The organism is Paenibacillus sp. 01T424, from assembly GCF_056398745.1.
This window is the reverse complement of sequence record NZ_JBFTPZ010000030.1, coordinates 42,570-56,303: the sequence shown is the minus strand read 5'-3', so window position 1 is coordinate 56,303 and position 13,734 is coordinate 42,570. Positions and strand designations below refer to the sequence as shown.

Here is a 13,734-nt window from a genome sequence, read left to right as displayed (position 1 = left end):
AAAAGCAGATGCTCGCGGCAATCTGCTTTTTTTCAATATTTTTTCATTATCGTGATTTAACAATGATCTTACGAATGCTTTCGCATGATAAATGATATTTCCGCTCTAGATCAGCAACAGTCCAACCATTCGAATAATACAGGTAAATTTCTTTGTTTCGTTCGGCAAGCAGTTTCCGTGTGCCGCTTACCTCACCCCAATGCGCACGTTTCTCCGCAAGCTTAGGCACATAGATCAAATCACCTTGAATGTATTTTTGCAGCTCTTGCAATAGACTAGGGGGAAGCACGTCTCTCCCATTTTTGTAGTTCACAATAAATGTCCTCCTCGAACAAGCTAATCTTTTTAGAATTGTTTGCAGCAGTAGTGTTAATCAACATTTTTTGCTTCCTCCTTTCGATTTTTGGTAACGCTGAGTTTTTGTTGCAAGCAATAAAAGCCATGGATGTTATTCCCTCCACTTGAACTTCTTTCTTGTTGCACTTTCTTATTATATTGTAAGCATTTTCAGATGACAAGAAATGTTTAACAATAATTCCATTAATATTGGTTAGAACATTTTTAAAAGTAAAAAGGAGACCTTGCGGTCTCCTTCTAATGAGCGATCTCCGTTAAACGGAGATCACCTCCAAGTTGTTAATCAAATCGATCAGCTCCTTTCCTCAAGATTCGTCGGCCCGACTTCATCAGTATATATCCTGTATCCAGCTTGGCGATAGAGTAAAAACACTTATAAATGAACTTTACCAAATGGACAGCTGTCAAGTGAGAAAAAGTGAGTATTTTATCATCACTTTTTAATAAAGTTGTTTTTATTCAGCAGCAGCAAGGGTTTGCTTCCTCATAGGTAATTAGTGGGCATTTAATGTATGTTATGGTATTTCTAGCACATCACACAGACTACCTAATTTCAAGGAGGAACATCATGAATAACACAAAGAACAAAAAGATTAGTAGACTTATCGCAGGTGTTGGAATCAGCTTATCTATTGCCATTGCCAGCGTGCCTGTCATAGCGCCTCAAGAAGCAAACGCAGCAACGGTATCAAGTACGTCCAAAGCAAACAGCGTCACTGCAACTGGAAAAAAATATTTGGGCGTGCCTTATAAATTTGGTGCAAAATCAGGTATTACTAGCGCGTTTGACTGCTCGTCTTTCACGCAGTACGTATTTAAGAAAAATGGCATTAGCTTGCCAAGATCTTCTAAGCAGCAATCGAAATCCGGCACTTATGTTTCGAAAAGCAATCTTAAACCAGGCGATCTTGTTTTCTCTGACACGAATCGTGATGGCATCATCAATCACGTAAGCATATATATCGGTAATGATAAACTCCTTCACACTTACAGAGTAGGTGTAGGCGTAACCATTTCCAAATTCAAAGGCAGCACATGGGACAAGCGTTATGTAACTGCTAGACGCGTAATTAAATAGTACGATAATAGGCAGATCTCTATTAAAGAGATCTGCCTTTATTATTCCGTGAGGCGTGCCTGCCCTAATCTTTTAATAAACCAAGCATGCGCAGGCCATACATAATGCCGTCCTCTGTTACATCCTTCGTTACATACCGTGCGGCTTGCTTCACTTCATCGGGTGCATTGCCCATCGCAACGCTGTGATAGACATATTGCATCATTTCCAGATCGTTTAAACCGTCGCCAAATGCATAAATATTTTCACGGTCGAAACCGGATCGTTCAACAAGAGCATGAATTCCTTTTGCCTTTGAGCCACCAGGCGGTAAAATGTCACTGCCAAACAAATGCCAACGAATGAAGCCGAGCTCAGAAAAATTTTCCTTGTAGCAGCCCTCATCCTCTTGCTTGCAATAAAGCAGGCACTGATAAATATCTTTTCCTACATAATAATCAGGTTCCATAGGCGGCAGCTTCTTTTTTAACGGTTCGTGGGCATCCTCTAAATAAGCGGTTTCATGTGTACTGGAGCGCATACCTTCCGGTGTCATATAGACTAAAGGATGATTATTATTTAGAGTAATTTGCGTAAGCTCTGCAAGTCGGTCAGGATTAATCGAATGGCTGTACACAACTTCTCCATTGTACACCACGTAAGAGCCATTAAAGCTAACATAGGATTCTATGTTTAATTGTTCGCTAATGGGCTTCAGCATAAAGGGCCCTCTTCCCGTCGCAATAACGAGTTCATGGCCAGCTGCTTTCAATTGCTCAATCGCTTGGTGCGTAGATGGCGGTATTTTCTTCTCGTGATCAACCAAGGTACCGTCAATGTCAAAAAAAATAAGCTTGCGAGTCATCATTGTTTGCCTCAATCCTTCATATTCTATTCCTCTATTATAGCTTATTTCATAAAATTCTGCGTGGAGCTGCATACAGCAAATAAACCGACGCCTGCTGGCATCGGTTTTTTTCTTTATTGCTTATGCAGCCATTTGCACATTCACTGGGTTAGCAGCAAACACATGTGCTCCGCTTCTTGAGGCTTTGCGCTTATTGTTCTGTGCGATACCTACTAGGATTGGCGCTTCAGAAATATCTCGTTGTGCAAGCTCAACTAAAAGAGCTACATCCCCCGTCTGATAAGCAACCGCCATCGCTCTTAAGAAGCTTCGCAAATACTCATCATCAGGTAGTATAACAGCCTCTGCCTTCAGTTCCCGCTTGACTGCTTGCAAGGCTTCACGCGCGCGGTAATGGGCAGCCTTGATTGCACCAGGCGTCGTATTTAGCCGCTCGGCAGTTTCTTCGATTGAAAAATGAAGCACATCGCGCAAAAGAAACACAGTTCGTTGTAAAGGTGACAGATGTTGCAAGAGCGCGTACATCGCTTCTTCATGGTCAAGACTGCTTGAATAAGCTGCTATATCCAATGGCTTCGCTTGCTGGATGAGAAGTTGATATTGATTTTTTCTTCTTCGCTGGTCAATCCATGTATTTTTGGCGATGCGCAGCAACAAAGCTTCCGGATTATTGTGATTTGAATCAACAGCTGCCCGCAGCCCTTTTAGCCATGTATCCTGCACTAAATCCTCTGCATCCCATTTTGATTTTGTTAAAAACAAACAATATCGCTCAAGTGTTTTTTGAAGCTGATCAAGGTCAGCCTCTGTGCTTTTTACTACTGTATGGGGTAAAGATTTCAGTTCATTCATCATTATACCTCCTCGGCATTTACCTCTCTTCATCTTCTCAAAAAGGAGAACATCCTTATTGAAGTAAACGAATGAAGTGCGTCAAAAGATACGCTTCTTTCAAAAATTTTTCCCGTATCTTTTTTTAATTGTTATTCGTTTACTAATCGAAACCAAACAACATCCATTTGGAGGTAAAATACGATGAGTAATTATGTACCTTATGTAGTCGAGCAATCCAGCCGCGGTGAAAGATCCTACGATATTTATTCGCGATTGCTGAAGGATCGCATCATTTTTTTGGGCTCTGCAATAGATGATGTAGTCGCTAACAGCATCGTTGCTCAATTATTATTTCTTACCGCGGAGGATTCTGAGAAAGAAATCTCGATGTACATTAACAGCCCAGGCGGCTCCACTTCTGCCGGATTCGCCATTCTTGACACGATGCAATTTGTGAAAGCTCCAGTACACACTATCTGCACGGGATTCGCTGCTTCTTTTGCAGCTATACTTCTGCTTGCTGGCGAGAAGGGTCATCGTGCTGCGCTGCCTAATAGCGAGATTATGATTCATCAGCCCCATGGCGGTGTCCAAGGGCAAGCTAGTGATATTGCGATAAGTGCAAATCGGATTTTGAATATACGCTCTAAATTGAATCGAATTAGTGCAGAAAGAACAGGACAGCCTATAGAGAAAATCGAAAAGGATATGGATCGTGATTATTATATGTCATCGGAAGAGGCATTGGAATATGGAATTATCGACAAGGTCATCACCTCTATGTAGATAATAAGCTCTTATGAATCCATATTGCCGCTTGGCTGCCATCCCCCATTGCTATGGTCAACATTTCAGAATGCGCAGTTACGTCTCCAGCGGCCCAAATGTCTTCGACACTTGTAAGCTTGGTACGCGGGTCAACGACAATATGATTGTTCTCCATAACCTCTACTCCAAGCTGTTTGGCAATGGAGGAACGAACCTCATTACCGCCAAAAGCAACAAAACAGCGCTGACGATAAATAGATGAACCGTCCGCAAGAATTATCCCTATAAATTGTTCACGCTCAATCAGAACGGTTTGAATGGCTTGTTCTATACAGGGGATTCTTTTTTGGTCAAGCTTGAGTCGTAGCTCTTCTTCAATCGGTGTGAGCTCATGATTTACATAAATGAGCTCCTCCGTCCAATGCGTAAGTGTTAGTGCCATTTGTGCTCCGGCATTTCCAGCACCTAGAACAATCGTAGGCTGGTCTCGTACTTCGTATCCATCGCAGTCTGGGCATACGTATACGCTCGTTCCCAAACATGGAATAAGCATCTCCAAATTCGGAAGCCGATCCTTCACACCTGTCGCAATAAGCAGCTTCTTACCATGATAAGTTTTCATATCCGAAGTTTTCAGAAGAAAAGCCTCATTTAATCTTTCCGCCTGTACAACTTCAGCTTGTATGAAAGTGACTCCAAGCTGCTCTGCTTGCTTTCTCCCTGCAAGGCGAAGCTCCGCCCCGCTAATGCCATCAGGAAAACCGATCAAATTATGATAGCTTCTGCATACCGAAGATCTTCCATTACCGGAATCGATAACAGCAACGTGATGACGATATCTTCCTAATTGTATGGCAGCCTGTAAACCTGCAATGCCGCCGCCTACAATTACACAATCATAGATCATCAAATACCTCCCAGTAATAGGATTAGTGTACACAACATCAGTTGATTATATATTATTTATAATTGGCTCTCCACTTATACGAAGGAATAAGGATACGGCTAGGGATAGTCTCTATTTCAAAAGAAGCCAGCTGCTCTAATTCAGGGCAGCTGGCTTCTTTTTCATATATGTGATTATTGCACGCTCAATCTTCTTCGCTTCATTTTGATGACTTCTGGAAGCGCAATGCCTATGAGTACAACGATGACACCAGCCCATTGCAAGGCGCTGACATGTTCATTCAGAACGAAGGATGAAAGCAAAACAGCGACAGGAAGTTCCGACGCACCCAAAATCCCTGCCATCCCTTCTCCGACATGCGGCACACCGATTGCAAACAGCACGGGTGGAATAAACGCACCGAACATACCAAGCAAGAAACCGTAAAGCATCAAATCTCCAAAAATGAGTCCATTAAACAAAAAGGTTGGAGGGAATAAAATAAATACAAGTACCATTCCCCCGGTAATCATCCATGCGCTTCGATAAGCAGGATGTACAGAAGGAACTGCTTTTCCGCTAAATAGAATAAATAGTGAATAACTGACTGCAGATAACAGGCCGAGTATAACTCCCATTATATTGAACTGTCCTGTGCCCTGCTCAATGATGCCTGCTGCAAGCAAAGTACCGCCGAATAAGATAGCAATTGTAAAAAACATAATGCCGTTTGGACGTTTCCGCTGTCCTACCGCTTGAATTAATACACCAATCCATGTGAACTGAAAGAGCAATATAATCGCAAGCGATGCTGGGATGTAGCGAAGAGATTGGTAATACAATAAACCTGTAATAGCGGTTGGAGTTCCAGCGGCCATTAGAATGAAACGTTGTTTCCATGTCATGCTGCTCGTGCGAATAGATGTATTAGCCTTACTTTGATTAGTTGAGCTCTGGCTGCGCTTCTCACGCCATTTCATAATGAAAGTGAGTATCCAAGCGAGCAAAAAACCTGTTAACAATTGACTGCCTACAACTTCACCAAGCTCATAGCCGCGGCCATAAGCAAGCACAACAATAGTGGATAAAATGCCATAGCTTGCAGCACCTAGAAAAACCGAAAAAATATACTTCATCTGTGTGAATCCCCCTCATGAAAATTTAAAAATTTGCGCATAAAAAAATCCCAACTGCGAATATAGGATCAATGATGATTGATCTCATATTCGTAGTTGGGAAGTAAGGCTTCCCGTAGAAACCCTCACCCTGTTCAAGCTGTAACTCCGTGAGGTTATACGAATTATTTAGTTGTGGAATACGTCTTAAGCACATTGAATATTACATGACAAGTAAAGTGCTGTCAATAGATAATAAACTGGAAGTTCAGAAAATAGGCGATTTTCACATCACTTTTTTGCATCTTGCTCCCTATGCTGCATGCGATTATGCTATGATAATACGACGTGAATATGGCTGTTATATGGAGTGAGATAGATATGAGCAAATCAGTAATAAATGGTACTGTAAAATCGGTTTGCCCTTTTGATTGCCCGGATACTTGTGGTCTGAGCATCACCTTCGAGGAAGGCAAAATAACGAAAGTAACAGGTGATGCAGAGCACCCGGTAACCCGCGGAGCAATTTGCAATAAGGTAAGACAATTAAATGATCGCGTGTATCATCCTGAAAGACTGCTCTACCCTCTTCGCCGCGTAGGTCCCAAAGGCGAGCATTCATTCGAACGGATATCTTGGGAAGAAGCATATGAGGAAATTGCCTCACGGATGAAAGGGATTATTTCCGAGCATGGAGCGAGTGCCATATTGCCTTATAGTTTTTATGGCAATATGGGCGTTTTGAATGCAGAAGGAATGGATCGACGGTTCTTTCATCGACTCGGCGCTAGTCAATTGGACCGCGCAATTTGCAACGCTGCTGGCTCAACAGGCTATGCTTATACGATGGGTGCTTCCAGAGGAATTGATCCCGAAGAAACGATACACACGAAGCTGTTTCTYATATGGGGCTGCAATCTCGTATCCACAAATATGCATCAAACGATGTTGGCAACGGAAGCACGGAAAAACGGAGCAAAGGTTATTCATATTGATGTGCATCGCAATCGTACCTCTACTTGGGCGGATCAGTTCATTCATTTGCGTCCGGGAACGGATGCAGCGCTCGCTCTCGGCATGATGCATATCATCATCCGTGACGGGCTGACTGATCAAGCTTTTCTTGAGCAGTTCACGCTCGGTTATGAGGATCTCGCGAAGCAAGCAGCTGAATATACGCCTGAACGAGTGGAAGCTATTACGGGCGTACCGGCAGCGGAGGTCGAGGAGCTTAGCAGGCTGTATGGAACGACCACTCCCTCTTTTATCCGCATTGGCAACGGACTTCAGCACCATGATAATGGCGGAATGATCGTGCGAACAATTTCATGCTTGCCTGCATTGACTGGGCAATGGGATGTTCAAGGTGGCGGCGCAATGAAAGGCAACAGCTGGTATTCGCGGCTCAACGGTGAGAAAATTGAGCGCCCTGATTTAATGCCTGATCCGGATGTCCGTACGATCAGTATGAATCAGCTCGGCGATGCTCTTCTAGATGTCGCTCCTCCAGTAAAGATGCTGTTTGTCTATAACAGCAATCCAGCAGTCGTAGCGCCTGACCAGAACCGAGTGCGCGAGGGATTGGCTCGTGAAGACTTATTTACGGTTACACATGATTTGTTCTTAACAGACACCTGCAAATATTCGGACATTGTATTGCCTGCAACTTCTCATTTTGAAAACTTGGATTTATACACTTCCTACTGGCATCTGTATTTGCAGCTTCACCAGCCGATTATGGAACCAATGGGTGAATGCAAATCAAACTTTACGCTCTTTAAGGAGCTCGCGCTTAAACTTGACTTTGAGCCTCATCTATTTGACATTTCTGAGCAGCAAATGATAAGCGAGGCACTTGATAGCGAAAATAATCCACTTCTTAAAGGCATTACTTTTGAAGCGCTGCAAGCTAATACGTGGATGAAGGCTGGCGGTAATGAGCTTCCTTCCTATACCTCGATGATTCCGACTCCTTCGGGTAAAATCGAGCTTTATTCGGAGAAAATGCTTATGAACGGCTTGCCACCAATACCCAATCATACGCCGCTTAGAGAGCCGGAGACGTATCCTTTTTGGCTGACGACTGGCCCGAATCACAGCTTCATTAACTCGACCTTCGCCAACCAAGAGAAGTTGCAAAAGCTTGAGAAGGAGCCTCTCCTTCATATGCATGCGGATGACGCAGAAGCACTCGGGCTCCTTAGCGGGGAACGTGTTAAGATACGCAATGATCGTGGTGAACTGGAGATGACGCTGCGCGTTGGTCAAGATGTACTGCCAGGTGTACTCGTCACGCAAGGCTTATGGTGGGAAGACAAGAAAAAAGGCCATCAAGCCGTGAATACACTGACGCCGCAGCGACTCGCAGATATGGGCGGCGGTGCTACATTTTTCTCGAATCGCGTTGAAGTTTTGAAAGCTGATGCAGCTCAATAATAGATAACCAAAAACACCTGAGTCCCTACGAAAAGTAGGAACTCAGGTGTTTTTACCTTTTTGCCTATGAATTAGTAGCTAATACCAACACGTTCTCGCACATAAGCACCGTTAAAATATTCCGAAACAGCGAATTCGGCCGTATCTGCAAAAGAAATCGATGCACTTCCAGAGGGCAGGATTTCCTTTCGCACACGATAACCGCCGCGCAGCTCCTCTTGAACGAGCCTTGTAGGACAGACGATGGTCCAGTCCAAATCAGTGTTAGCGAGTGCCCTATAAGCCTGCTCATGCTCTTTGGCTGCATCATGGTTTAAACGTCTGTTTTCACTGGACTGGTATCTAAGCAGCTCTGGCTGCAGCTCACTCTGCAAGATGCCCGCTGTACCTATCGTAACGATTCTTTTCACTCGGTAATGCTGCATTGCGGCAATCAAATTTGTGATGCCGCTGACAAGTGTTCCGTTGCCTTCCGTATTCAACGCACAAATGACTCCGCTCGCATCAACCATGGCTTCAAAAACATCATGCTGATTACGTACATCTCCGAGGTAACTCTCATCGATCATTTGCTCAGGCAGTCTTACAAATCGTTTAAATGGAACGTTTCTATCTTCAAGATAACTCGCAATAAATTGACCGGTCTTGCCTGTTGCTCCGAGAAGTAATAACTTTGAAGCTGTCATGATATGTACCCCTCTTATTAACAACGTTTATTCTGTTAAAGCAGCTCGTCAACGACATTTTGGGGGACTTGTCCCGTTAACGCGTTTACTAGGTTTTGAGCCGCAAGCATAGCCATATCAAACCTTGTATCCGAAGTGGCAGAGCCGATATGAGGCAAGGTTAATACATTAGCCATCGTCAGAAAAGGATGATCCGCTTCAATCGGTTCTTTTTCGAATACATCAAGGCCCGCAGCTGAGATCGTACCCTGCTCGAGAGCTTCAATCAAAGCTTGCTCATCTACCGTTTGCCCTCTCGATATATTAATAAAAATCGATGATGGCTTCATTAATTTAAACTCCGTTGCTCCAATTAGCTTAACCGTGTCTGGTGTCAGAGGTGCTAATAATAAAACAAAATCTGAATAAGCAAGCAGATCATTTAATTCAAAATAACGAACGCCCAGCTTCTCTTCCGCTTCTGGCTTGCGGCTGCGATTATAATAAACGACATCCATGTCAAACCCGAACCTAGCGCGACGGGCAACCGCCTCACCAATTCTCCCCATTCCAATAATGCCAAGCTTAGCGTGGTGAACATCTTTACCGAACAGTTTGACGCCATCGCCTGTCCTCCACTTGCCATCCTTTACGTATCGATCCAGCTCCGCAACACGCCTCGCTGTTCCCAGAATGAGTGCGAGTGCAAGATCCGCTACAGTGTCATTCAGGACATGCGGCGTGTTCGTTCCAATTATCCCTCTTGTACGCATTGCTTCAACATCAAAATGATTATAGCCGACGCTTATGCTGCTTACGACTTTCAAATGCGGCGCATGGTCAATTAATTCAGCATCAATTTTTGCTCCTGCCGTTAATAAACCATTTGCACTCGCCATCTTCAGAAGCAGTTGCTGACGGGTCATGGGCGTTTTCTCTTCCCATTTGTCTATTATACAGTGCTCTGCTATAAACGCCTCTACTTCAGCGGGGATCTGTCGATCAATGAAAACAGTTGGTTTCATTAGCAATCTCCTCTCAGCATTTGTCATTTATAAGCATAGCACAGTTTATCCATTCATTGCTGCTTGGCGCTTGATTAGATCTTCAATAACGATACATGCCATCGCTTCTACAACGGGAATAATACGAGGACAGATACACGGATCATGTCTGCCAATGGTCTCGATCATCTTCTCTTGACCGTGGATATCAATCGTATGCTGCGGCAAAGAGATGGATGAAGTTGGCTTAACCGCTATACGAAAAACAATTTCTTCGCCCGTGCTGATGCCGCCGACAATTCCCCCCGCGTTATTGCTTAAAAACCCGTTTTTGCTCATGGCATCATTATGCTCGCTGCCGAGCATCTCTGCTGCTGCAAAACCTGCCCCAAACTCAATGCCTTTAACAGCCCCGATGGATAGCATTGCTTTTGCAAGCTCAGCGTCCAGCTTATCAAATACTGGCTCGCCAATCCCAGGTAAAACGCCTCTTACTCTGCATTCCACGATACCGCCGCAGCTGTCTCCAATAGTCGCTAAATGCTCGATCTTCTCGATCATACGAACCGCTGCTTCTGGATCACATGCTCTTACCGCATTTTTTTCAATCTCATCCTCGACGTACGTTTCGCATTTAATACCGCCTATTTCCTTGGTATAAGCAACAACACTTATTCCTCGGTTCTCTAACAGCTTGCGGGCAACCGCTCCGCCAGCAACACGGCCTGCTGTTTCTCTTCCCGACGCCCTCCCGCTTCCGCGGTGATCACGCAAGCCGTATTTTTTCAAATACGTATAGTCAGCATGCCCTGGACGAAAAGAATTTTGTATATCGTTATATGCTTCAGGCTTCATATCTGTATTATGCAGCATAATGAAAAGTGGTGTTCCCGTTGTTTTCCCTTCAAACATGCCAGACATAATACGAATGACATCATATTCTTTGCGCGGGGTAGTTACAGAGGATTGACCGGGCTTTCTTCGATCCATTTGCGTTTGGATATATTTCTCATCCAGCTCAACCCCAGGTGTCACGCCATCTACAATGACGCCAACGGCTTCCCCGTGTGATTCTCCGAATGTCGTAATTTTAAAGCTTTCCCCATATGTGCTTCCTGCCATTATGTTTACCTCCCGATGGAATGCTTTGACGCATTCGTTATTTGTCTATTATAATTTTGAATATGAAATAAATGAAATTGGAATTTTCGAATCTTGTCATAGAGAGGAGCTATATCATGCTAATGAATATGGAATGGTATCGCATTTTTCTCCATACCGCTAAATTAGGTAATTTGACAAAAGCAGCACAAGAGCTGCATATTACACAGCCTTCAGTCAGCTATGCAATTAAGCAATTGGAAGCGCAGCTTGAAGTGAAGCTGTTTGATCGATTGTCCAAAGGAGTAAAGCTTACTCCGGAAGGATTGGAGGTTCTCGCTTATGTAGAGAAATCGTTTACGATACTGCAAGCAGGTGAAATCCAATTACAAGCGCTCAAAAACCTTACGGCAGGCGAACTACGCATTGGGGCTAGCGGACCTGTAATCAAACATCTGCTGCTGCCGCTGCTTGATACGTTTCATGCGGAGCATCCCGATGTACGCATTCGGCTTTCTCAAGGGAAAACATCGGATATACGGGATCGATTGTTATGTGGCCAAATTGATATTGGTCTTGTTCACTTGCCCCTCTCTGATCATGAACTTGTCGTTTCACATCTAACGGAGATTCAAGACTGCTTTGTTGTAGGAGAAGCGTATCGACATTTAGTCGATACCCCCTTTTCGGCTCAAGCCTTAGCCCAATTGCCGCTCTTGCTGCTCTCTGAAGCAAGCAGTACAAGATTGTTTATTGAGCAGTGGTTTGCTTCACAAGGCATAACGCCAGATGCGGATATGGAGCTGTCCAGCATGGATATGCTGATTGAAATGGCTATTCGCGGCTATGGAGCAGCATTTGTGACTCAATCTTTTATCGATCAGGAACTTGAGAATAAGAAGCTATTTCGACTTCAGACAATTGAACCTATTCCATTACGTTCTGTAGGTTTTGCCACTAGGCGCAATTCTTCTCTTCCCATCATCGCAAACCGGTTTATTGCATTGTTTGAATAATAAGAAGAGCCTCTCGGTATCCAAGAGGCTCTTCTTATTATTAGCTTGATAATGATCAGTATGCTCTTTCATATTGCTTTGCGGGCAATACCTCACCTTTTACAGCCTGAATTGCATGTAATGCCCAATAAGGATCACGAAGCATGCCGCGAGCAACAGCTACTAGATCTGCATCTTCATTCGCAATTGTCGCTTCAGCCAGCTGTGGATCTTCCAGCTTGCCTACGGCAATGACAGGTACCTGCAGCGCTTCTTTCAGAGCACGTGCCAAAGGCACCTGATAACCAGGATAGTTGCCCGGACGCTTTACTCCTACTGGGCCTTCTCCGCCGCTTGATACATGAAACACATCAACTCCAGCATCTCTGTAGCGTTTACTGAACTCGATGCTATGGTTCAAATCATAACCACCATCCATATATTCAATGGCAGAGATTCGCATGATGAGCGGCATGTCTGCTGGCATTACGCTTTTCACCGCTTGAACGACCTCTACACCAAATTTAGCCAAATCCTGTCCGTACTCATCCTCACGGGTATTAATGCCAGGAGACTGAAATTGATGCACCAAATAACCATGAGCACCATGTATTTCAATTGTGTCTACACCCGCTTCTACTGCTCTTCTTGCTGCCTCTTTAAATTGATTCACAATAACTTTTATTTCTTCGACAGAAAGTGGTTTAGGTGTTTTATAGTTAGGACCTGCTGGGATGGCAGATGGACCAACGGGCTGCTCAGCGTCCTCTGCTTTGCGTCCAGCATGCGCGATTTGAATGCCTATTTTCGAACCATGTTTATGAACCTCTGAAATTATGCGACTGAAAGCTGGAATATGCTCATCTGACCAAAGCCCTAAATCATGATCTGTAATGCGACCATCTGGATCAACGTCGGTCATCTCCATTAGGATAAGGCCCGTACCGCCTATCGCACGTGAAACATAATGAACATAATGCCACTCATTAGGTATCCCATCCTTCGCGTCTACAGAGTATTGACACATAGGAGCCATTACAATTCTATTTTTAAGCTTAAGACTTTTGAGTTCAAATGGTGTATCCAAATGTTTAAACGTCATGATCTATGCACCTCTTCGTTAATTAGAGTGGGTAGTTATTACTCTATTTTTACCACAGTTAGTATAAATGAGAAAGTAGTGAACTTTTTTTCATATAGTTTCCCTAAAGTTACTTTTGTACTATACTTGAAGAAATGGAGTTAAATTAGTTGAGGTGATCTGATGGATGAACGTGAACAGCTCGTTCTAGAGCGAGGTACTTATGGTTTTCCTTGCGTTATAGGTAAAGTACTAGACATTATCGGTACGAAGTGGACCTTTCTCATTATTCGTGACCTGCTGGTCGAAGAAACGATGCGCTTTAGTGAATTGTTGAAATCACTCGAAGGCATCAGTCCGAAGACACTTTCCCTTCGCTTGAAGGAACTTGAAGACCAAGGCATTGTTAGTCGAACCATTTATGCTGAGGTCCCCCCAAGAGTAGAATACACCATTACTGAAAAAGGTAAACGATTGGAACCCATCTTTATTGAGCTCAAGCGATTTGGACTCACTTTATAATGATTATACAGCAAAAAGGATCGTCTCCAGCCATCGCTTAAGAGA

The 13,734-nt window shown here is 43.8% G+C and carries 14 protein-coding genes and 1 riboswitch; of the genes, 5 read left to right on the top strand and 9 right to left on the bottom strand.

Annotated features, from left to right (window positions below):
- Positions 1-46: 46 nt before the first annotated feature.
- A complete protein-coding gene (locus tag AC1DPK_RS22030) occupies positions 47-313 on the bottom strand; it encodes a CD3324 family protein (RefSeq protein WP_054024760.1) in 267 nt (88 codons plus the stop codon).
- A 612-nt stretch (positions 314-925) separates the two neighbouring features.
- Here AC1DPK_RS22030 and AC1DPK_RS22025 point away from each other — a divergent pair.
- A complete protein-coding gene (locus AC1DPK_RS22025; protein WP_441886293.1) occupies positions 926-1,435 on the top strand; it encodes a C40 family peptidase in 510 nt (169 codons plus the stop codon).
- A gap of 64 nt (positions 1,436-1,499) precedes the next feature.
- On the opposite strand, the gene AC1DPK_RS22020 is transcribed toward AC1DPK_RS22025, so the two are convergent.
- The gene (locus AC1DPK_RS22020; protein WP_441886354.1) at positions 1,500-2,279 is read right to left on the bottom strand and encodes a Cof-type HAD-IIB family hydrolase; all 780 of its coding nucleotides are present in this window, start codon (positions 2,277-2,279) and stop codon (positions 1,500-1,502) included.
- Positions 2,280-2,402: 123 nt separating this feature from the next.
- Positions 2,403-3,137: an RNA polymerase sigma factor gene (locus AC1DPK_RS22015; RefSeq protein WP_477511641.1), complete on the bottom strand. Its 735-nt coding sequence runs from the start codon at positions 3,135-3,137 to the stop codon at positions 2,403-2,405.
- A 180-nt stretch (positions 3,138-3,317) separates the two neighbouring features.
- Here AC1DPK_RS22015 and AC1DPK_RS22010 point away from each other — a divergent pair, with 180 nt between their 5' ends.
- The gene (locus tag AC1DPK_RS22010; protein WP_441886299.1) at positions 3,318-3,902 is read left to right on the top strand and encodes an ATP-dependent Clp protease proteolytic subunit; all 585 of its coding nucleotides are present in this window, start codon (positions 3,318-3,320) and stop codon (positions 3,900-3,902) included.
- On the opposite strand, the gene AC1DPK_RS22005 is transcribed toward AC1DPK_RS22010, so the two are convergent.
- Positions 3,895-4,791 (bottom strand): NAD(P)/FAD-dependent oxidoreductase, encoded by an 897-nt coding sequence (locus tag AC1DPK_RS22005; protein ID WP_477511640.1) that lies wholly within the window; start codon positions 4,789-4,791, stop codon positions 3,895-3,897. The two genes, AC1DPK_RS22010 and AC1DPK_RS22005, sit on opposite strands and share 8 nt — an antisense overlap.
- A gap of 173 nt (positions 4,792-4,964) precedes the next feature.
- A complete protein-coding gene (locus AC1DPK_RS22000) occupies positions 4,965-5,906 on the bottom strand; it encodes an EamA family transporter (protein ID WP_430059076.1) in 942 nt (313 codons plus the stop codon).
- A 73-nt stretch (positions 5,907-5,979) separates the two neighbouring features.
- Positions 5,980-6,089: riboswitch (purine riboswitch) on the bottom strand.
- A 177-nt stretch (positions 6,090-6,266) separates the two neighbouring features.
- On the opposite strand from AC1DPK_RS22000, the gene AC1DPK_RS21995 reads away from it, so the two are divergent.
- Positions 6,267-8,321 (top strand): molybdopterin-containing oxidoreductase family protein, encoded by a 2,055-nt coding sequence (locus AC1DPK_RS21995; RefSeq protein WP_477511639.1) that lies wholly within the window; start codon positions 6,267-6,269, stop codon positions 8,319-8,321.
- Positions 8,322-8,392: 71 nt separating this feature from the next.
- Here the strand turns inward: AC1DPK_RS21995 and AC1DPK_RS21990 are convergent, their stop codons facing one another.
- The 3 genes from AC1DPK_RS21990 to aroC are packed head-to-tail and all read right to left on the bottom strand — an operon-like array spanning position 8,393 to position 11,112.
- Entirely contained in the window at positions 8,393-9,007 is a 615-nt protein-coding gene (locus AC1DPK_RS21990) for an NAD(P)-dependent oxidoreductase (RefSeq protein WP_477511638.1), read from the bottom strand.
- Between the two features lie 35 nt (positions 9,008-9,042).
- Positions 9,043-10,011, bottom strand: coding sequence for a 2-hydroxyacid dehydrogenase (locus AC1DPK_RS21985; RefSeq protein ID WP_477511637.1), 969 nt, complete (start codon positions 10,009-10,011; stop codon positions 9,043-9,045).
- A 45-nt stretch (positions 10,012-10,056) separates the two neighbouring features.
- On the bottom strand, positions 10,057-11,112 hold the full coding sequence (gene aroC / locus AC1DPK_RS21980) for a chorismate synthase (protein ID WP_477511636.1): 1,056 nt from the start codon (positions 11,110-11,112) through the stop codon (positions 10,057-10,059).
- A 116-nt stretch (positions 11,113-11,228) separates the two neighbouring features.
- Between aroC and AC1DPK_RS21975 the strand changes: the two genes are divergently transcribed.
- Positions 11,229-12,107 carry a LysR family transcriptional regulator gene (locus tag AC1DPK_RS21975; protein ID WP_477511635.1) on the top strand — a complete coding sequence of 293 codons (879 nt, stop codon included), beginning with the start codon at positions 11,229-11,231 and terminating at the stop codon, positions 12,105-12,107.
- 55 nt (positions 12,108-12,162) lie between these two features.
- Here the strand turns inward: AC1DPK_RS21975 and AC1DPK_RS21970 are convergent, their stop codons facing one another.
- Positions 12,163-13,188, bottom strand: a complete 1,026-nt coding sequence (locus tag AC1DPK_RS21970; RefSeq protein ID WP_477511634.1) for an NADH:flavin oxidoreductase/NADH oxidase — start codon at positions 13,186-13,188, stop codon at positions 12,163-12,165.
- Between the two features lie 162 nt (positions 13,189-13,350).
- Between AC1DPK_RS21970 and AC1DPK_RS21965 the strand changes: the two genes are divergently transcribed.
- Positions 13,351-13,689, top strand: a complete 339-nt coding sequence (locus AC1DPK_RS21965; protein ID WP_477511633.1) for a winged helix-turn-helix transcriptional regulator — start codon at positions 13,351-13,353, stop codon at positions 13,687-13,689.
- Positions 13,690-13,734: the final 45 nt, after the last annotated feature.